Genomic DNA, 20,359 nt, shown 5'->3' with positions numbered 1-20,359 from the left:
GGCCCTAGGCCAGCCGTCATTCTCGGGCGAAGCGAAGCGCAGACCCGAGAATCTCGTGACGAAACGCCGCTGGTTTCCGAGATGGTCGGGTCAAGCCCGACCATGACGCCAACCGCTCACATCGGCAGGATCGTCTCGCCCATCAAATGCTTGTCGATCGCATGCGCAGCCTGGCGGCCCTCGCGGATCGCCCAGACGACGAGCGACTGGCCGCGGCGCATGTCGCCGGCGACGAAGACCTTGTCGACGCTGGTGCGATAGTCGCTGTCATTGGCGACGACATTGGCGCGCTTGTCCACGGCCGCGCCCGACTGCGCGATCATGCCCTCGATCACCGAACCGGCGAAGCCGATGGCGAGGAAGCAGAGATCGGCCTGCAGCACGAATTCGGTGCCCGGGATCGGCCGGCGCTTCTCGTCGACGCGGGCGCATTTCACGCCGGTAAGCTTGCCATTGCGCCCTTCGAGCCCGAGCGTCGCCGCCTGGAACTCGCGCTCGGCGCCCTCGGCCTGCGAGGAGGAGGTGCGGAACTTGGTCGGCCAGTAGGGCCAGACGGTGAGCTTGTCCTCGATCTCCGGCGCCATCGGCCGGATGTCGAGCTGCGTCACCGAGAGCGCGCCCTGGCGGAAGGCGGTGCCGACGCAGTCCGACGCCGTGTCGCCGCCGCCGACCACGACGACATGCTTGCCGCCGGCCAGGATCGGCGTGATGCCCGAGACATCCTCGCCGCCGACCCGCTTGTTCTGCTGGGTCAGGTAGGGCATCGCGTAATGTACGCCCTGGAGGTTGGTGTCGGGCAGGCCGGGATCGCGCGGCGCCTCGGCGCCACCCGTCATCAGCACGGCGTCATGCTCGGCCGTCAGCGTCGAAAACGGCAGCGTCACGCCGACATTGACGTTGTAGTGGAAGGTGACGCCCTCCGCCTCCATCTGCTTCACGCGGCGGTCGATGTGCTTCTTTTCCATCTTGAAGTCGGGGATTCCGTAGCGGAGTAGGCCGCCGGCCCGTGCCTCGCGCTCATAGAGATGGACCTCGTGGCCGACGCGGGCAAGCTGCTGGGCGGCAGCCAGGCCGGCCGGGCCGGAACCGACGACGGCGATCTTCTTGCCGGTGCGGATCGCAGCGGGCTCGGGAACGATCCAGCCCTCCTGCCAGCCCTTGTCGGCAATCGCCTGCTCGATCGTCTTGATCGTGACCGGCATGTTCTCGAGGTTCAGCGTGCAGGCTTCCTCGCAGGGCGCGGGGCAGATGCGGCCGGTGAACTCCGGGAAGTTGTTGGTCGAGTGGAGGTTGCGCAGCGCGTCCTCCCAACCGCCGGAATAGACCAGCTCGTTCCAGTCCGGGATCTGGTTGTGGATCGGGCAGCCGGTCGGCCCGTGGCAGAACGGAATGCCGCAATCCATGCAGCGCGCCGCCTGCTTCTTGACGTCGCGCTCCTCCAGCGGGAGCGTGAACTCCCGGAAATGGCGGATGCGATCGCCGGCGAGCTGATACTTCTGCTCCTGCCGGTCATATTCGAGAAAGCCGGTGACCTTGCCCATGCCTGTGTCTCTCGCCGTCCCGCCCGGCCTCGCCGGGCATCCCCGCGGGGCGGGGCGCCTGTCCCGATGAAGTCCCGGCGCGGAGGATGCCGCGCGGAACCGACCCTCGTCTTATTCCGCCGCCTGCAGCGCGCGCGCCTGTTCCATCTCGCGCAGCGCCCGGCGGTACTCGACCGGCATCACCTTGACGAACCGGGTCCGGTAGTCGGCCCAGTTCTCCAGGATCCGCTTGGCCGTCTCCGAACCGGTGTAGTCGACATGGTTCGTCAGCATCTGCATCAGGCGCTCCTCGTCATGGCCCGACATGTTGGCCATGTCGATGCGGCCCTTGTGCTCGAGGTCGCCGCCATGGTGGTGCAGCCGCTCCATCAGGTCCTCCTCCTCCTCAACCGGTTCGAGATCGACCATGGAGAGGTTGCAGCGCTGGGCGAAGGTACCGTCCTCGTCGAGCACATAGGCGATGCCGCCCGACATGCCCGCCGCGAAGTTGCGCCCCGTCGGCCCGATCACCGCGACGACGCCACCGGTCATGTATTCGCAGCCATGGTCGCCCGTGCCCTCGACCACCGCGACGGCACCCGAATTGCGGACCGCGAAGCGCTCGCCGGCGATGCCGCGGAAATAGGCCTCGCCCGCGATCGCGCCGTAGAGCACCGTGTTGCCGACGATGATCGAGCGCTCCGGCACGGCCTTGGAGGCCGGGTCCGGCTTGACCACCAGCTTGCCGCCGGAGAGGCCTTTGCCGACATAATCGTTCGCCTGCCCGGTCAATTCGACGGTGACGCCCGCGGCCAGGAAGGCGGCGAAGCTCTGGCCAGACGTGCCCTTGAGCTTCACCGTGATGGTGTCCTCCGGCAGCCCGGCATGGCCGTACTTCTTGGCGACGGCGCCCGAGAGCATCGCGCCGACACTGCGGTCGACATTGCAGATCGGGTGTTCGAGCACGACCGGCGTGCCGCTCTCGAGCGCGTCCTTCGCACCCTCGATCAGCCTGCGGTCGAGCACGTCGTCGATCGGGTGCTTCTGCAGTTCGACATGGCGGATCGCCACGCCCGGCATGTCGACCTTGTGGAACAGCCGCGTGAAGTCGAGCCCCTTGGCCTTCCAGTGGTCGATCAGGTCGCGCTTGTCGAGCAGGTCCGAGCGGCCGACGATCTCTTCCAGCTTGGTGAAGCCCATCTCGGCGAGGAGCTTCCGCACGTCTTCGGCGACGAAGAAGAAGTAGTTGATGACGTGCTCGGGCAGGCCCTTGAAGCGCTTGCGCAGCACCGGGTCCTGCGTCGCGACGCCGACCGGGCAGGTGTTGAGATGGCACTTGCGCATCATGATGCAGCCGGCCGCGATCAGCGGCGCGGTCGAGAAGCCGAACTCGTCGGCCCCCAGCAGCGCGCCGATGACGACGTCGCGGCCCGTCCGCAACCCGCCATCGACCTGAAGCGCGACGCGGCCGCGCAGCTGGTTGAGGACGAGCGTCTGCTGCGTCTCGGCCAGCCCGATCTCCCAGGGGGAGCCGGCATGCTTCAGCGAGGTCAGCGGGCTCGCGCCCGTGCCGCCCTCGAAGCCCGAGATGGTGATGTGGTCGGCGCGCGACTTGGCGACGCCGGCCGCGACCGTGCCCACCCCGATCTCGGAGACGAGCTTCACCGAGACGTCCGCGGTCGGGTTGACGTTCTTCAGGTCGAAGATCAGCTGCGCCAGATCCTCGATCGAATAGATGTCGTGATGCGGCGGCGGCGAGATCAGGCCGACGCCCGGCGTCGAATGCCGGACCTTGGCGATCTTGGCATCGACCTTGTGGCCAGGCAGCTGGCCGCCCTCGCCGGGCTTTGCGCCCTGCGCGACCTTGATCTGCATGACGTCGGCATTGACCAGATACTCGGTCGTCACGCCGAAGCGGCCAGACGCGATCTGCTTGATCGCCGAACGCTTCGAGCGCCCGTCCGCCATCGGCTTGAAGCGGATCGGCTCTTCGCCGCCCTCTCCGGTGTTCGACTTGCCGCCGATCTGGTTCATCGCGATCGCGATGGTCTCGTGCGCCTCGCGCGAGATCGAGCCGAAGGACATTGCGCCCGTGGCGAAGCGCTTCACGATCTCGGAGGCCGGCTCGACGCTTTCCAGCGGCACCGGCGCGCGCCCGTCCTCGCCGGCCTGCTTCAGCTTGAACAGGCCGCGGATCGTGGTCAGCCGCTGCGCCTCGTCATTGACCTGCTGCGCGAAGGCCTCGTAGCGGTCCTGCGCGTTGAGGCGCACGGCATGCTGCAGCGAGGCGACGACGTCCGGCGTCCAGACATGCTCCTCGCCGCGGATGCGGTAGACATACTCGCCACCGATATCGAGGCTGTTGCGATAGACCGGCGCATCGCCGAAGGCGTCCTTGTGGCGGCTGACGCTCTCCTGCGCGACCTCGTCGAGGCCGACGCCCTCGATCGCGGTGGCCGTGCCGAAGAAGTAGCGCTCGACGAAGTCGCTGCGCAGGCCGACCGCGTCGAAGATCTGCGCGCCGCAATAGGACTGGTAGGTCGAGATGCCCATCTTGGACATCACCTTCAGCACGCCCTTGCCGACGGACTTGATGTAGCGCTTCACCACCTCATAGGCGTCGACCTCGGTCGGGAAGGCGCCCTGCTCGTGCAGGTCGAGCAGGGTGTCGAAGGCGAGATAGGGGTTGATCGCCTCCGCGCCATAGCCGGCGAGGCAGCAGAAATGGTGGATCTCGCGTGGCTCGCCCGATTCCACGACGAGGCCGACCGAGGTGCGCAAGCCCTTGCGGATCAGGTGATGATGCACGGCCGCCGTCGCCAGCAGCGCCGGAATCGGGATCCGGTCCGCTCCGACCAGACGATCGGACAGGATGATGATGTTGTAGCCGCCATGGACCGCGGCCTCGGCGCGCTCGCAAAGCCGCTCCAGCGCCGCGGCCATGCCCGCGGAACCGTCGCGCGCCGGATAGGTGAAGTCGATCGTCTTGGTGTCGAAGCGATCCTCGTAATGGCCGATGCAGCGGATCTTCTCGAGATCGTCATTGGTCAGGATCGGCTGGCGCACCTCGAGGCGCTTGCGCCGCGAGGTCCCCTCCAGGTCGAGGATGTTCGGCCGCGGCCCGATGAAGGAGAGCAGGCTCATCACCAGCTCCTCGCGGATCGGATCGATCGGCGGGTTGGTGACCTGGGCGAAGTTCTGCTTGAAATAGGTGTAGAGCAGCTTCGACTTCGACGAGAGCGCCGAGATCGGCGTGTCCGTCCCCATCGAGCCGACGGCTTCCTGCCCCGTCACCGCCATCGGCGCCATCAGCAGGCGGGTGTCCTCCTGCGTATAGCCGAAGGCCTGCTGGCGATCGAGCAGGGCGACGTCGGTACGCTGCGCCCGCGCCTCGACCGGCGGCAGGTCCTCCAGCACGATCTGGGTGCGCTTCAGCCAGTCCTTGTAGGGGTTGGCCTGGCACAGGCTCGCCTTGATCTCGTCGTCGCCGATGATCCGGCCCTCTTCGAGATCGATCAGCAGCATCTTGCCCGGCTGCAGGCGCCACTTCTCGACGATCTTCTCCTCGGGGATCGGCAGCACGCCGAACTCGGAGGCGAGCACGACGAGCCCGTCATCGGTGACGAGATAGCGCGCCGGCCGCAGGCCGTTGCGGTCCAGCGTCGCGCCGATCTGCTTGCCGTCGGTGAAGGCGATCGCGGCGGGCCCGTCCCACGGCTCCATCAGCGCGGCGTGATACTCGTAGAAGGCGCGCCGCTCCTCGTTCATCAGCGGGTTGCCGTTCCAGGCCTCGGGAACGAGCATCATCATCGCGTGCGCGAGCGAGTAGCCGCCCTGCACCAGGAATTCGAGCGCGTTGTCGAAGCAGGCGGTGTCGGACTGGCCCTCATAGGAAATCGGCCAGAGCTTCGAGATGTCGGGTCCGAACAGCTCGGAATCGACCGAGGCCTGCCGCGCCGCCATCCAGTTGACGTTGCCGCGCAGCGTGTTGATCTCGCCGTTATGGGCGACCATCCGGTAGGGGTGGGCCAGCCGCCAGGACGGGAAGGTGTTGGTGGCGAAACGCTGGTGGACGAGCGCCAGCGCGCTCTCGAAGCGTTCGTCCTGCAGATCCTTGAAATAGCTGCCGAGCTGGGTGACCAGCACCATGCCCTTGTAGACGATGGTGCGCGCCGACATCGAGACCGGGTAATAGGTCGCGGTCGCGCGGTCCTTCAGCTTGTAGACCTGGTTGGAGACCGACTTTCTGAGCACATAGACCTTGCGCTCGAACTCCTCCTCCGTCGCGATCTCGGCCGGCCGCCCGACGAAGAGCTGGCGATGCACCGGCTCGCTTTCCTTGACAGCCTCGCCGAGATCCGAGCCATCGACCGGCACGTCGCGCCAGCCGAGGAAGATCAGCCCCTCTTCCGTCACCGTCTGCGCCACGATGTCCTCGCAGATCCTCCGGTCGCCGGCGTCCTGCGGCATGAAGAACTGGCCGATCGCGTAATGGCCGACCTCTGGCAGCGCGATGCCGATGGCGGCGCATTCCTCGCTGAAGAAGCGATGCGGGATCTGGGTCAGGATGCCGCAACCGTCGCCGAGCTTGGGATCGGCACCGACCGCGCCGCGATGGTCGATGTTGAGCAGGATCTGCAGGCCCTGCGCGACGACGGCGTGGCTCTTGCGGTTCTTCATGTCGGCGATGAAGCCGACGCCGCAGGAATCCTTCTCCATCGAAGGGTCGTAGAGCCCCTGGCGCACCGGCATCGCGGGGTCGCGAACCTCGGGAAAACGCTCGAAGGCCGGCGTGACCGGCGTGGCGGCGCCCAAGATGTCCGCACGCTCGAAGGCGCCGCTCGACTGGCTGGTTTCGCTCATCGTCAAACCCCGCTTGCCACGGCCCGCCCAACTTCCGCCGGGGGGCCTCCGTGAGTCCATATCACCCTTCGCCCACACTCGGCCGCCGATCCCGCACTGGCTCTCATCAGCCGCAGCAAGGACGGGGCCAGCATGGCCGGGGCGTTCGTTCGTCGGAGGTGGCTTGCGCTGGTCTCGGGGCGCCCGCGTCCTCCGCAGGCGCTGAGGGCTTGTCGCCCTGCCGCGCCTGTCAGGCTGCCGCTTTGCGGGCGGCACGCGTACGAGTGGTTTTGGCGTGTTTGGCCGCACCCTTCGTCATCGATCCGCTCCGTTGCGATGGCACGGCCGGCTTCCCTTACGGTCACCGGCCGGCACGGCGAAAAATGGGACAGCAACACTGTCCTATTCCCTGAATTTGCCAGAATTCCAATCTCGGCACAAGCGGTGATTCGGCGCAGTTGCGAAATTTTATGTTCAATTCAGAGACGGCCTCGACATTTCCGGGATGAAGCCGTCACTCCGACGCACACTTCCTGTCGAGCAGCCGCAGATGCCGCATTGGCTGCGAAGGCCTTCGCAGCCTAGAACAGGTCCCTGCGCTCCTCCGGCGGACCCCGTCATGACCCTCGCCATCGTTCCCGTCTATGCCGCGCTCCTCGCGCTCCTGTTCGTGATGCTCTCGCTGGCCGTGGTCCGGCAGCGGCGCAGCGGCCGCGTCGCCATCGGCACGGCGGGAGACCGCGGGCTCGAGCGGCGCGTCCGCGTCCACGGCAATTTCGCCGAATACACGCCGCTCGCTTTGCTGCTGCTCGCCATGGCCGAGATCCGCGGCGCCCCTGGCCTGCTGCTGCACGGGCTCTGCCTCTGCCTCCTGCTGGGGCGCGCGAGCCATGCCTGGGGCGTGTCGCATCTCGACGAGGACCTGCGCTTCCGCGTCGCCGGCATGGTCGCGACCTTCGCAACCCTGATCGCGGCGGCCCTGACGATCCTCGTGCAGGCGCTGGTCGGCTAGGCGGCCGAAGCTCTTGGCTCCGGCACCGCCGGGCTCTATCGCTGGCGGCATGAACTTCATCAGCGACAACACGGCAGGCGCGAGCCCGCAGGTCATGGCAGCGATCGCCGCCGCCAATGACGGAGCGGCTTCGGCCTATGGCACGGATGGCTGGACGAGCGCCGCCGAGCGCCGCATCGCCGAGATCTTTGAGCGGGAGGTCGCGGTCTTCCTCGTCACCAGCGGCACGGCGGCGAATGCGCTGGCGCTGGCGAGCCTGACCCGCCCCTGGGGCGCGGTCATTACCCATGAGGAGAGCCATGTCGCCGACGACGAATGCGGCGCGCCGGAATTCTTCAGCGACGGCGCCAAGCTGATCGGCCTGCCCGGCGCCGGCAACAAGCTCTCGCCCGAGGCCGTCACGCACACGCTGGCCCGCTTTCGCGAGGGCGCGCTCCACCAGGTCCAGCCGCAGGCGCTCTCGATCACCCAGGCGACCGAATGCGGCACGATCTACACCCCCGACGAGATCCGGGCGCTGAAGGCCGCCGCCGCACCCCGCGGCCTGGCCCTGCACATGGACGGCGCCCGCTTCGCCAATGCGCTGGTGACGCTGGGCTGCAGCCCGGCCGAGACGACCTGGAAGGCCGGCGTCGACGTCCTCTCCTTCGGCGGCACCAAGAACGGCGCCTGGGCGGCCGAGGCGGTCGTCTTCTTCGACGCAGGCCGCGCGGCCGAGATGAAATGGCGCCGCAAGCGAGCCGGCCAGACGCTTTCCAAGGGCCGGCTGATCGGCGCGCAGTTCGAGGGGCTGCTGGCCGACGGGCACTGGCTCGATCTGGCGCGCCACGCCAACGCCATGGCGCAGCGCTTCGCCCAGGCCGTCGTGGCGAGCGGTGAAGCCCGCCTCGCCTGGCCCTGCCAGGCCAATGAAGTGTTTCCGATCTTGTCTCCCGCCCTGCAGGCACGGCTGAAGGCGGCCGGCGTCGGCTATCTCGACTGGTCGGCACGCGCCCTTCCCGAGGGCGAGGCGCTGGCCGAGGGCGAGGTGGTGGGCCGTTTCGTCATGTCCTTCGCGACGCCGGAAGCCGAGGTGGGACGCCTCATGGCCCTGCTCGCGGCGCGCGAGGGCTGACGTCGCTCCCGGATTCAGCCCCACGCCCGCCGCAATCCCTAAGGAAGACTGAAGGCCTGTCAGTTCGTCCTTGAAAGGGATGCTCCACCATGGCCATTCGTTCGACCGCCGCGCAGCGCCATGCGCTGATGGGCGTGGCCGTCGCCGGCGCGCTCGCCGGCGCGACCGGCACCGCATCGGCGCAATATTACCTCTATGACGACGCGCCCTATATCGAGCAGCGCTTCGGCTATGGCTATCGCTACCTCGCCCCGCGTCCTCCGGCGCCGATCCCGCAGCGCGCCATCGGGCGGATCGCGGCGCGCGACTACGGCCTGACCCGCGTCGACCGCACCATTGCGACGGGCTCCGCCTATGTCGTCGATGGCCGCACCCGCTCGGGCGCCCGCGTCAGGCTCATCCTCGATCCCTATAGCGGGCAGGTGCTCGACGAGATCATCCTCCAGGCGCCGCCGCGCACCGCCCCTCGTGTCGCCCGGACCGACCCGCGCGGCGAGGCCAGGCCGCGTTCCCAGCGCCTCGCGCCGCAGCCACCCGAACGGCCCACCCCACCCAAGCCGCCAGGACAGGCGACCGCGCCCGCCACGGTGGTCCCGCCCTCTCCCGCCGCACCGCCCAAGGCCGAGACGCCCAAGGCCGAGCCCGGCCCGACCCAGGAGCGCAAGGCGCCGACCGAGGCCAGCGCGCCGGCGACGCAGATTCCGCCCGCCCCGGCCGCGCCCCCGCGGTCCGAACCGGCCCCGCCCCCGGAGAAGCCGCCGGCCGAGGCCGCAGCCCCCGCCACCGACACGCCGCCCGCGCCTGCCGCGCCCGCGGCACCGACGCCGGGTGCGGCCGATCCGGCCACGGGCGCGGAGAAGCCCCGCCTGGTCAACCCGACCGATGTGCGCGGCAGCGAAGCGGGCGAGCGCACGCCGCCGCTCGCCCGCTCCGATAACCCTGGCATTCCGGCACAGCTTCCGCCGGTGCAGCCTCAGGATACGACCACGGCCCAGCCCCGGCCCGAGACGCCCGCCGTTCCCGTCGTGCCGATGGATTGAGATTCCCGCCGGGGGCGAACGCTGTCGTCGAAACGGATCGCCATAAAAAAGCGCCCCCGGCTTCCCGGGGGCGCCCTGCCGAACTATCGGCGGCCGCGGCCTGATCAGGCGGCCTTGGCGGCCTCGACCTTGGCTTCGATCACCTTGGCGCTGCCGGTGCCGATCGCGATCTGGCGCGGCTTCTTCGCCTCGGGAATCTCGCGCACGAGATCGATGTGGAGCAGCCCGTTCTCGAGGCTAGCACCCGTCACCTGGACATAGTCGGCGAGCTGGAAGCGGCGCTCGAAGGCGCGCGCGGCGATGCCCTGATGCAGGATTTCGCGCTTTTCGCCATTGTCGTTGGCCTGCTTCTCGCCGCGCACCGTCAGCGCGTTCTCCTTGCTCTCGATCGAGAGGTCGGATTCGCCGAAGCCGGCGACCGCGATGGTGATGCGGTAGGCGTTCTCGGCCGTGCGCTCGATGTTGTAGGGCGGGTAGCTCGGGGCCGACTCGGCGCTGCCGACCTGGTCGAGCAGCGAGAACAGACGGTCGAAGCCGACGGTCGAGCGATAGAGCGGGGAAAGATCGAATTGACGCATGATGTCCTCCAAAGAAGCGACGTTCGTGTCCGGCCCGCCTCGTCATGAGCGCGGGCCCGGTCTGGGGTCGCGCAGCCATTCCGGCCTGCGCAGAGCTGATCTGGGATAGCGTTTTCGGCTTTTCAAGAGCCCTCCGGGAGGGGCATAAGCGGTGGGGCGGATCAGGGCTGCGTCACCGCCGGGATCGCGCCAGCCGCCGGGAAGCCGCCATGGCCGACGCCGAACTCTTCGCTCATCCCGACTATCCGCCGCCGGGCCATGGCCGCGCCTGGACCGCTCGCACGCGCGACGGGGCGCAGCTGCGCTTCGCGAGCTGGCGCCCGACGGTGAAGCCGGTGCGCGGCACCATTCTGCTCGTGCAGGGCCGGGCCGAATTCATCGAGCGCTATGGCGAGACGGTGGCTGAACTGCGCCGCCGCGGTTTCCATGTGCTGGCCTTCGACTGGCGCGGCCAGGGCGGCTCGCAACGCTTCGTCCGCCGCGAGCGCAAAGGCCATGTCGGCCGGCTGCGCCAGTACGAAGCCGATCTCGCTTTGGCCACGGCGCAGATGCGGGAGCGGTTGCCCGGACCCTATTTCGCCCTGGCCCATTCGATGGGCGCGGCGCTGTGCCTCGACGCGGCGCGCCACGACCGGCTGCCCGTCGCCCGGCTCGTCGCGCTCGCGCCGATGCTGGAGCTGACCATCATCGAGAACCCGCGCCGCGCCAGCCGGCTGGCGGGCGCGCTGTTCTGGCTCGGCTTCGGCAAGGGCTTCGTGCCCGGCGGCGGCGAAACGGCCATCGCCACCAAGCCCTTTGACGGCAACCGCCTCACCGGCGACCCGGTCCGCTATGCGCGCAACAGCGCGTTGTCGGCGGCGGCGCGCCATCTCAGCATCGGCGACCCCACCATCGGCTGGGTCAGGACCGCCTTTCGCCTGATGGCGCGGCTCGCCGCCCCCCACGCCGCCCGCGAGGTCCGGGTGCCGACCCTCGTCATCGCCGCCGGGCGGGACCGGATCGTCTCGACCCCGGCGATCGAGCGCTTCGCTGCGCGGCTGAAGACCGGCCAGGCGCTGGTCCTGCGCGAGGCGCGCCACGAAATCCTGATGGAGAGCGACCCGATCCGGGCGCAATTCTGGGCCGCCTTCGACGCCTTCGTGCCGGGCGAGGACGCACAGCTCGCGGCCAGCGACGATTCAGCCGGCGAGCAGCGCCAAAGCGGCTTCATGCAGCGCCTTGTTGGCGGCGGCGAGGATGCGCCCGCCCCCGGCGGCGCTGCCTCCGTCCCATGAGGTGACGATGCCGCCCGCCCCCTCGATGATCGGGATCAGGGCGACGATGTCGTAGGGCTTCAGCCCGCTCTCGATGACGAGATCGACATGGCCGGCGGCCAACATGCAGTAGGCGTAGCAGTCGCAGCCATAGCGGGCGAGGCGGACCGCGCCCTCGACGCGGGCATAGGCCTGCGCCTCGTCGCCCTCGAACAGGGCGGGAGAGGTCGTCATCAGCGTCGCGGCGGCGAGGCTGGACACCGCCCGCGTGCGCAGCGTGCGCGGGCCGCCCGGCCCCTCATAGCGCGCCTCGCCGCCATCGCCGGAATAGCGCTCGCCCGTGAAGGGCTGATGCATCATGCCGTAGACCGGCGCACCGCCCCGGGTCAGCCCGATCAGCGTACCCCAGACCGGAATGCCGGAGATGAAGGCCCGCGTACCGTCGATCGGATCGAGAACCCAGACATATTCTGCCTCGGTGTTCTCGCTGCCGAACTCCTCGCCGAGCACGCCATGGGCCGGAAACTGGCGCCGGATCATGTGGCGCATCACCGTCTCGCCGGCCCGGTCGGCCTCGGTCACGGGGTCGAAGACGCCGCCGCCCGACTTGTCCTCGAGCCCGTGATGGGCGCGGAAGAAGGGCAGGATCGCCCGGCCCGACTGGGTGGCGAGATCCGCCACGAAGGCTCCGAAATCGACGGCACTCATCAGATACCCCCTGCGCGACCGCTGCAGGCGCCACGCCGCAGCGCCCCGGTGATGGGCGGCCAGGCGCCCGAAGGCAAGCACTGGAGGCCGGGCGCTTCGACGCGACCGCGCTCGCCCTGCGTTTCCTGCATGCCACACCCGACGATCCCAGCCACAGAATTTTGGTCAGGCCACTTGCTTTTTTGCGCTGCACCGTCATATTGTGCACTGCGAAGGGGCGATGACCTCAAGCCTTCGTTGCCCTCCTTGGGCGTTTCCTCCCTAGACTTGGGCCGCCACGCAAGTGTGCGGCCCTTTTTTCTGTTGCGACGGCAACGACATCCGCGCACCGCTACTCGGCCGCCTGCCGGTAGTCGTCGAGCCAGCCGCTCCAGCGCGCGAAGCACTCCGCCATCGCCCCGCTGATCGCCTGCTCCAGTTCCGCGAATCCGGCGTGAGGCAGCAGCGTCGCCTCGTCCATGTAGAGAGCGCGGTTGATCTCGATCTGCAGCGTGTGCACGCCGGTGCCCGGCGCGCCGTAATGCTCGGTGATGAAGCCGCCGGCATAAGGGCGGTTACGCGTCACGCGAAGGCCGAGACGGGCGAAGGCGGCTTCCGCGATGTCGGTGACGTAGCCGGCCGCGCTGGTGCCGAAGCGGTCCCCCAGGATGATGTCGGGCTTGGCCGGACCGTCGCGGTCGAGCCCGGTCGAGGGCATCGAATGCGCATCGACCAGGATGCAGGTCCCGAAGGCGCGCTGCGTGCGCTGCACGAGGTCGCGCAGCCCGGCATGATAGGGGCGGTAGAGCCCGTCGATGCGCGACAGCGCCTCCTCGACCGGGATTCGCCCGAAATAGATCTCGTGCGCGTCGCCGACGATGCGGGGAATCGTGCCGAGCCCGCCCGCGACCCGCAGCGAGCGGGTGTTGGCGAAGGGCGGCAACCGCCCGTCGAACATCCGCGGATCCAGTTCGTAGGGCTCGCGGTTGACGTCGAGATAGGCGCGCGGAAACTCGGCGACGAGCAGCGGCGCGCCCAGCGCGACGCTGTGGCGGAAAAGTCGGTCGACATAGGCGTCTTCGGAGCGGCGCAGCGAGCGCAGCGGCAGCCGCGCACGCTCGACGAAGGCCCGTGGATAGTGGCGTCCCGCATGGGGCACATCGACGACGACCGGCACAATGTGCAGCGCCGGCTGGTACAGCGTGTAGGGTCGCTCGATCTCGCGCACGACATCGTCGGGACGGGGCGGGAACGGGGCGGACGGATCGCTCATCGGCCCGAACACAAGCACACAACGCCACGAGGTTGAAGGGCTGCCCGCGCAGGACCGGCATCGGCCACGGATTCACCCGTTGTTTACCATGCTGATGCCTTATAGAAACCGTGGGTTCCCACTGCGGGGGCGGGCCGATAACCCTGCCGCCGCAGGCGCGCAGGGTTGGGGCGCGGAAACCTGACGAGAACGGAACCGGGGTGCCTCGCCGGCTTCCGCTGCACCAGAACACAGGCCTTACGGGACGGACAGATCAGGCCCATGACCAAGATACTCCTCGCCGAAGACGACAACGACATGCGCCGGTTCCTGGTCAAGGCCCTGCAGAATGCAGGCTACGACGTGGCCTCCTTCGACAACGGGCTCTCGGCCTACAACCGGTTGCGCGAAGAGCCCTTCGAGCTGCTCCTGACCGACATCGTCATGCCCGAGATGGACGGCATCGAGCTGGCGCGCCGCGCCACGGAACTCGATCCCGACATCAAGGTGATGTTCATCACCGGCTTCGCGGCGGTGGCGCTCAACCCCGATTCGCAGACGCCCAAGGATGCCAAGGTGCTCTCCAAGCCCTTCCACCTGCGCGAGCTGGTGAATGAGGTCGAGAAGCTGCTGGCGGCCTGAGGCCGCTGGCGTTTGGGGGCCTGTGACGCTTTCTCCACAAAGCGCCTTGCAAGCCTCGAAGCGAGCGGCTATAGCCGCACACCTCGCAACATGGTCGCCCGGCAACGGCGGGACCGGTTCCGAAAGCCGCGATATCCCGACGCGGCAGACGGGCGCGTAGCTCAGCGGGAGAGCACTACGTTGACATCGTAGGGGTCACAGGTTCGATCCCTGTCGCGCCCACCATTTCCCAAGCCCCGGAAATCGCTTCAGAAAAGCGGTTTTCGGGGTTTTCGTTTTCGACCCCGTTCGCGACGCCGTATGCGGCCATCTCAAAGCAATCTGAAAGCAGCTCAGCCTTCTCCTCGCTGGAGACCGCTATGCCCGGACGATTCGACGACAGCCGAGCCGAGCGGCCGAAGCCGATCGCCCCACCGATCTCCATGCCGCCTTCAGGCCGAAACAGCGCCATCCGAACTCCGACTCCCCGACTGCCACGTTACTTCGAGGTAACGCGCGACAAATTGCGCCTGCGGCGATTGCCGCGAATGTGGTTATATGCTATTCGGATCCGCATGGCCGTCAAGCCCCCTTCCCGCCCCGGTCGCATCCGCAAGCACGACGGCGGCTGGTTCGATCGGATGCTGCCTTATCTGGCTGGATTCCGGGCCACGCAGCTCGGCGAGCGCAACGCCTTTGTCGGGAAGGTGGCCGAGGAGACCGGTCTCGCCGTCAACACGACCCGCCGCGCCTTGGGAATGCTCTCCTTTCTCGAAGAGCAGGGCGTCGACCTGAAGTCGATGCGGGCTCGCCCCGCCATTCTCGCGATCGAGGCCGTGTCGAAGGCGCATCGTCTGAACGTCGCGTCGGGCGCCGACCTGTTAAAGAAACTTCTCGCCGGCGAAGGGACCGTGCTGTCCTTCCGCGCGGAAGCCGATCGAATCGCAGCCAAGCTGAAGCGCATCGAGGTTTCGGCGGGGGAACCCGCTCGCCTGAGCGAGGTCGTGATGGCGAACCTTCCTAAGAACGGCGTGTTTTACAACGTGCAGTTCTTCGACCGACCTCTGATGCCGGCGGTCGTGGTGAGCATGGAAAACTTCAGGCTCGCGGCGTTCGCGATCGCGGCGCAGTCGCCGACGACCAAGCTCGCCAACGCTCCGCTGCTGATAGAGGGAACGGTCCTCCGATCGGTCGTCACCTGTTCCAGGACCGTCGTCTGCAGCGAAATCGCATTGGATGAATTGTCGAAAACGGCGCGGCAGATGCGACACGAGTTTCCAACGCGGCTGGAGATCAGATTCGCATCCGTCGAGAACGACCTTGCGACCGCGGATCAGCGGGAGGCGTTGACGCTGCTGATCCGCGAACATCTCCGCTATCGAGACGACGAAATTACAGGCCGTTAACCAAGTCCCTCGGGCGATGAAGCGACTGGCTTGACCAGAATAGCATATAGGGCATTATAGGAGCTCGCCGGCTGACGACGCCTGCACCGCCGCATCGTGAATACCACATACGCTACATTGGGAAGACGGATGGATCGGGACGATGACTTCACGGTGATGACGGCGAGCGAGGTCGCGGAACGCCTGCGCGTTTCCCGAGCGACCGTGACGCGCATGGCGCAGCGCGGCGAGCTCGATCGCGTCCCGATCAAGGGCCGGCTCCTGTTCACCAGCAGCGCGCTCGTGCGTTTCGTCACGGGCCGCGACCGGGACGAGGGTCGGCGATGATCCGCGTCACCTATTCCGAGCTCACGCGCATCGGTCCGTACGCTCTCGTGCAGCACAGCCAGTCGAAGCAGCTGTTCGTCGCATGGTACAATGCCCAGACGCGGCAGGTCGTGCGCGCGTCCTTGCGGACCGAAAACCTGGCCGACGGCGTGATCAAGGTCTACGCCTTGGTCGACCAGGGCGTGGACGGCGACCCGCGTCCGTATCTGAAAACCGCGGGACCGAAGACGCTGCGCATGGTCCTCGACGCCCACCGCCCTTACGTCGCAAAGCTGGCGTCGGCCGAAGCCGAAGCGATCCACATCGACCTGTTCCTCGCGTCGGACCTCGCGGACAGGAAGGTCTCCAGTCTCGTGCCGAAGGACTGGGAATCCCTGCGCGACCGCTGGCTGGCCGACGGGAAGACGATCGGCACGGTCAGCCGCAGGATTTCCACCGCACGCTCGGCATTGCGTCGTGCCCACGACAACGGCGAGATCGTCTCGTTCCGGAAAGTACCCGAGTTCCGGACCAAGAATCACGTCAGGTCCGCCGAGCCCAAGGGCGCGATTCTTTCGATCGCCGAACTGGCGCGCTTCTACGATGCCATCGAGGAGCCCCATCTGCAGGTCTGGTTCGCTTTTCTGCTGGGGACCGGCGCCAGGACGGCCGCGATCCTGGATCTGCGGCAGGAATCGTTCGAATGGGATCCCGCGTTGATTAGGCTGAATCCGACGGGTCGCGTCCAGACCACCAAGTGGCGCCCGTTCTTGCCGATCCATGATCATCTGCGCCCCTGGGTCGAACAGCTCCCGCCTGGACACGCAGTGACTTGGCGAGGCGGACCCGTGAAGAACGTCAAGAAGGGCCGCGCTGCTGCGGTCCAGCGAGCGCTTCTCGACCCCAGTGCCAACAGCTATTCGGTCCGCCACTCCCTAGGCCGGTTCATGCTGAGGAATGGTGTCGACCACGAGCAGATCGGCGTATGGCTGGGACACGTCGCGCCCTCTGCGAGCCCCGAGACGACACTGATCTACAGCCCCTACGAGCCGGAATTTCTGATAGACGCGAAGCGCGCGACCGAGAAGTTCGTCGCGGAGATCGGGGCATACGCGAACACTCCGCTGCTCGAGCCACCGCCGGCCGTCGCGCTGATGTGGAAGCTCAGGCGTCAACGGGCGCAGCGCGATGACTGACACGCCGCGCGCCTACCGCCGTCGGGACGCGAAGCTGCGTCGGGCCGCGGCAGCCACGCTCGGGCAAGAAAGGCTGTCCGATGCCGACTACGTCGACTGGCTGATCGAAACCAAGCGGCGGGAAATCACGGAGTCGTCCTGGCGCCAATATCGATGTGCAGCGGCGCACGTCTTGGAGGATGGGGGCGGGGCCGAGCGGTTGCTGCTCGCCAAGCGGCTGAGGTCCACCCGGCCCGTCGACGACGCCGTTCGCATGTCTTTGCTGCCGAGAACCTCGGCGAGGAAGGCGAAGCACCTTCCGCTCGGCGACGTCGAAAGGCTAATTGCAGTGACGATCGCGAGCCGGTCGCCGCTGCGCGATGCCTTGATCGCCTATTTGCAGGCTGCGACACTTACCGGCCTGCGACCGTGCGAATGGCCCAGCGTCGAGGTGCTGCATGACGGCGACCGGACGATCGTTACGGTGGAGAACGCGAAGGCGAACGACCTCCGGGCGCACTCGCTGAGGCGTACGCTGATCTTTTACGGCCTCCCGCAGACGCTGTCGCGGGCGCTGAACGCTTGGATCGCAGTCGCTAGGGAGGCAGGCGCGGACTATCCGACGCTCCAGAAGCGTCTTGGGGATGCGCTGCACGGTCAAAGCCTAAGGGCGTTCCCTCGACGGACGAAGAGGCCGTCGCTCTATACGCCGAGGCACGAGTTCGCCGCGAACGCGAAGGCACGCTACGCTTCCGGCTCGGACAGCGCGGATGGCCTCACTATGGTCGCAGCCCTGCTCGGTCATTCCACGGACGCCACCGCGTCACACCACTATGCCCGCCCGCGCCTGGGCAAGGGCCGGACGTATCCGATCCCGAATGCCGCACCCGACGAAGTCGGGCTCGTCCGCACCGTCTTCGCTGCCAAGTTCGCAACGTTCGAACAGGCGAAGGCCACCGGTCTCAGTCGGAGCTCCATCGGACTCCGGTGAAGCGCGCAAGTTTGCCGCGATCCTCGAAATTGAAAGCGGCCGCGTCGACTACTTTGCCACGTCCGAATCAAGCCTCTCGCGCTACTGCCAGGCCCGCAAGAACGAGCACGTCGGCTATCCAAAGCCCGAGATTGTGTTTCGGCGTGCAAGTTTGACCCCTTGAGGCGGGGGATCGGCGTCCAACTTTGACCCCCTTGAGCCGGTTTCGGTGAGACTGCCCGTTTTGGTTTCAGACGGGCGGGCGGGGGATGAAGGGCGTGGATACGATTGCGCGGATCCGGCGCGAGTTTTCGGTCCGGGGGAAGACGATCAAGGAGATTGTCCGCGAGCTTCACGTCTCGCGGAACACGGTTCGCAAGGTGCTGCGCTCGGGCGCGACGTCGTTCGAGTACGAGCGGACGGTTCAGCCGCAGCCGAAGATCGGGCCCTGGCGCCCTGATCTGGACCGGCTGCTGATGGCCAACGAGGGCAAGCCGGCGCGTGAGCGCCTGACGCCGATCCGGATATTCGAGGAGCTGCGTGGCTGCGGTTACGAGGGCAGCTATGATGCCGTTCGCCGCTACGCGCGAGGTTGGCGCCGCGAGCAGTCGGCCGTCACCGCCGATGCCTATGTCCCGCTGAGCTTCGCGCCCGGTGAAGCCTACCAGTTCGATTGGAGCCACGAGATCGTCGTCGTCAACGGCGCGACGACCAAGGTGAAGGTCGCCCATCTGCGGCTCTGCCATTCGCGCATGCTGTTCGTGCGGGCCTATCCCCGCGAGAGCCAGGAGATGGTCTTCGACGCCCACGACCGGGGCTTCGCCTTCTTCAAGGGCGCCTGCACGCGCGGCATCTACGACAACATGAAGACGGCGGTCGAGACCATCTTCGTGGGCAAGGAGCGCGCCTATAACCGGCGCTTCCTGCAGATGTGCAGCCACTACCTGGTCGATCCCGTCGCCTGCACGCCAGCCTCTGGCTGGGAGAAGGGACAGGTCGAGAACCAGGTCGGCCTGGTGCGCGAGCGCTTCTTCGCGCCCCGGCTCAGGGTCAAGAACTATGACGAGCTGAACGCCTGGCTGATGGATCAGGTGATCAGCTATGCCAAGGCGCATCGCCATCCCGAGCGGCGCGATGTCACGATCTGGGAGGCCTTCGAAGCCGAGCGGCCGAGTCTCGTTCCCTATGTCGGGCGCTTCGACGGCTTCCATGCGTTGCCGGCGGCGGTGTCGAAGACCTGCCTGGTCCGCTTCGACAACAACAGGTACTCGGTCACAGCCAGCGCGATCGGCCGACCCGTCGAGATCCGCGCCTATGCCGATCGGATCGAGCTGCGTCAGGACGGTCGCATCGTCGGCGAGCACGCCCGCTCCTACGGCCGCGATCAGACGACCTTCGATCCCTGGCACTATGTGCCGGTTCTGGCCCGCAAACCGGGCGCCCTGCGCAATGGGGCGCCCTTCAAGGACTGGATACTTCCGGCTGCACTCGAACCGGGTGCGTCGGAAGCTGGCGGCCGCGCAGGATGGGGACCGGCAGATGGTCGATATCCTGACCACGGTTCTGAGCGACGGCTTGCCGGCGGTCGAAGCCGCCTGCGCAGAGGCGCTGAAGCAGGGCGTGCATTCGGCCGATGTCATTCTCAACATCCTGGCCCGGCGCCGGGAGCCGGCAGCCGCGATCACCATCATGACGCCCGATGCGCTGCGCCTGCGCCATGAGCCCGCCGCCGATTGCGCCCGCTACGACAGCCTCAGGAGAGCCGTGTGATGGAACGCTCAGAGATTCTCGCCACCATGGGCGAGCTCAAGCTCTATGGCATGAAGGCCGCCTTCGACGAGATCATCACCACGGCGGTGAAGCGCCAGCACGAACCCCAGCGCATCGTCGGCGATCTGCTCTCAGCCGAGATCGCCGAGAAGCAGGCGCGCTCGATCAAGTACCAGATCACCATCGCCAAGCTGCCGCTCGCCAAGGACGTCGGCGACTTCGTCTTCGATGGCACGCCGCTCAACGAGACGCTCGTCCGCGACCTGTCCGGCGGCAACTTCATCGCCCATCAGCGCAATGTCGTCCTCGTTGGCGGCACGGGGACCGGCAAGACCCATCTCGCCATCGCGATCGCCCGGGCCTGCATCCGTGCCGGTGCGCGAGGGCGCTTCTTCAACGTCGTCGATCTCGTCAACAAACTCAAGGCCGAGGCCCGCGCCGGCCGCCAGGGCCGTATGGCCGACTATCTCTCGCGCATGGACTTCATCGTCCTCGACGAACTCGGCTATCTGCCCTTCGCCCAGTCCGGCGGCCAGTTGCTGTTCCACCTGATCAGCAGGCTCTACGAACAGAGCTCCGTCATCGTCACCACCAACCTCGCCTTCGGCGAGTGGCCCTCCGTCTTCGGCGACGCCAGGATGACCACCGCGCTCCTCAACCGGCTGACCCATCACTGTGACATCGTCGAGACCGGCAACGAGAGCTGGCGCTTCAAGAACAGGCTCTGAGCCACGCGCCGCCGGCGACCCGGAGCCGGCGCGGCTGCGCAACCCAAACCAGCTCCGCCGCGCCGCCTCCTCACCGCCTCAGCCC

The 20,359-nt window shown here is 67.5% G+C and carries 15 protein-coding genes, 1 tRNA gene and 1 pseudogene; 12 read left to right on the top strand and 5 right to left on the bottom strand.

Going from position 1 to position 20,359, the window contains the following annotated elements; genetic code table 11:
• Positions 1-116: 116 nt before the first annotated feature.
• Positions 117-1,541, bottom strand: coding sequence for a glutamate synthase subunit beta (locus tag SJY11_RS06845; protein ID WP_376985867.1), 1,425 nt, complete (start codon positions 1,539-1,541; stop codon positions 117-119).
• 111 nt (positions 1,542-1,652) lie between these two features.
• Positions 1,653-6,272, bottom strand: coding sequence for a glutamate synthase large subunit (gltB, locus tag SJY11_RS06840; protein ID WP_376989271.1), 4,620 nt, complete (start codon positions 6,270-6,272; stop codon positions 1,653-1,655).
• A 709-nt stretch (positions 6,273-6,981) separates the two neighbouring features.
• Here gltB and SJY11_RS06835 point away from each other — a divergent pair.
• The 3 genes from SJY11_RS06835 (at position 6,982) to SJY11_RS06825 (ending at position 9,528) form a co-directional block, all read left to right on the top strand.
• A complete protein-coding gene (locus tag SJY11_RS06835) occupies positions 6,982-7,374 on the top strand; it encodes an MAPEG family protein (protein ID WP_376985865.1) in 393 nt (130 codons plus the stop codon).
• Positions 7,375-7,423: 49 nt separating this feature from the next.
• Positions 7,424-8,488 (top strand): threonine aldolase family protein, encoded by a 1,065-nt coding sequence (locus SJY11_RS06830; RefSeq protein WP_376985863.1) that lies wholly within the window; start codon positions 7,424-7,426, stop codon positions 8,486-8,488.
• Positions 8,489-8,577: 89 nt separating this feature from the next.
• Complete coding sequence (locus tag SJY11_RS06825) at positions 8,578-9,528, top strand: hypothetical protein (RefSeq protein WP_376985861.1); 951 nt, start codon at positions 8,578-8,580, stop codon at positions 9,526-9,528.
• A gap of 104 nt (positions 9,529-9,632) precedes the next feature.
• On the opposite strand, the gene SJY11_RS06820 is transcribed toward SJY11_RS06825, so the two are convergent.
• The gene (locus tag SJY11_RS06820; protein WP_267521307.1) at positions 9,633-10,106 is read right to left on the bottom strand and encodes an Hsp20 family protein; all 474 of its coding nucleotides are present in this window, start codon (positions 10,104-10,106) and stop codon (positions 9,633-9,635) included.
• Between the two features lie 209 nt (positions 10,107-10,315).
• On the opposite strand from SJY11_RS06820, the gene SJY11_RS06815 reads away from it, so the two are divergent.
• Complete coding sequence (locus SJY11_RS06815; RefSeq protein ID WP_376985859.1) at positions 10,316-11,380, top strand: alpha/beta fold hydrolase; 1,065 nt, start codon at positions 10,316-10,318, stop codon at positions 11,378-11,380.
• Here the strand turns inward: SJY11_RS06815 and hisN are convergent.
• Both hisN and SJY11_RS06805 read right to left on the bottom strand, forming a co-directional pair.
• A complete protein-coding gene (gene hisN, locus SJY11_RS06810) occupies positions 11,285-12,067 on the bottom strand; it encodes a histidinol-phosphatase (RefSeq protein ID WP_376985857.1) in 783 nt (260 codons plus the stop codon). The genes SJY11_RS06815 and hisN overlap by 96 nt on opposite strands.
• Positions 12,068-12,398: 331 nt before the next feature.
• Positions 12,399-13,319 (bottom strand): N-formylglutamate amidohydrolase, encoded by a 921-nt coding sequence (locus tag SJY11_RS06805; protein ID WP_376985855.1) that lies wholly within the window; start codon positions 13,317-13,319, stop codon positions 12,399-12,401.
• A 261-nt stretch (positions 13,320-13,580) separates the two neighbouring features.
• On the opposite strand from SJY11_RS06805, the gene cpdR reads away from it, so the two are divergent.
• From cpdR to istB, 8 genes and pseudogenes are all read left to right on the top strand, one after another.
• Positions 13,581-13,940, top strand: a complete 360-nt coding sequence (cpdR, locus tag SJY11_RS06800; protein WP_038363805.1) for a cell cycle two-component system response regulator CpdR — start codon at positions 13,581-13,583, stop codon at positions 13,938-13,940.
• 150 nt (positions 13,941-14,090) lie between these two features.
• Positions 14,091-14,165 (top strand) — tRNA-Val (locus tag SJY11_RS06795).
• A 329-nt stretch (positions 14,166-14,494) separates the two neighbouring features.
• Complete coding sequence (locus tag SJY11_RS06790; RefSeq protein WP_376985852.1) at positions 14,495-15,325, top strand: hypothetical protein; 831 nt, start codon at positions 14,495-14,497, stop codon at positions 15,323-15,325.
• A 129-nt stretch (positions 15,326-15,454) separates the two neighbouring features.
• On the top strand, positions 15,455-15,652 hold the full coding sequence (locus SJY11_RS06785) for a helix-turn-helix domain-containing protein (RefSeq protein ID WP_376985850.1): 198 nt from the start codon (positions 15,455-15,457) through the stop codon (positions 15,650-15,652).
• Complete coding sequence (locus tag SJY11_RS06780; RefSeq protein WP_376985848.1) at positions 15,649-16,827, top strand: tyrosine-type recombinase/integrase; 1,179 nt, start codon at positions 15,649-15,651, stop codon at positions 16,825-16,827. The genes SJY11_RS06785 and SJY11_RS06780 overlap by 4 nt, the downstream gene beginning before the upstream one ends.
• The gene (locus SJY11_RS06775) at positions 16,820-17,797 is read left to right on the top strand and encodes a hypothetical protein (protein ID WP_376985847.1); all 978 of its coding nucleotides are present in this window, start codon (positions 16,820-16,822) and stop codon (positions 17,795-17,797) included. The genes SJY11_RS06780 and SJY11_RS06775 overlap by 8 nt, the downstream gene beginning before the upstream one ends.
• Before the next feature lie 248 nt (positions 17,798-18,045).
• Positions 18,046-19,546: pseudogene (gene istA, locus SJY11_RS06770) on the top strand (IS21 family transposase).
• The gene (gene istB, locus SJY11_RS06765) at positions 19,546-20,274 is read left to right on the top strand and encodes an IS21-like element helper ATPase IstB (RefSeq protein ID WP_376985845.1); all 729 of its coding nucleotides are present in this window, start codon (positions 19,546-19,548) and stop codon (positions 20,272-20,274) included. Before istA ends, istB begins: the two are co-directional and overlap by 1 nt.
• Positions 20,275-20,359 lie beyond the last annotated feature (85 nt).

Origin of the sequence: Allobosea sp. R86505 (assembly GCF_042466375.1) — a bacterium.
In the GTDB taxonomy this organism is placed as follows: domain Bacteria; phylum Pseudomonadota; class Alphaproteobacteria; order Rhizobiales; family Beijerinckiaceae; genus Allobosea.
This window is presented reverse-complemented; position numbering and strand designations above follow the sequence as displayed.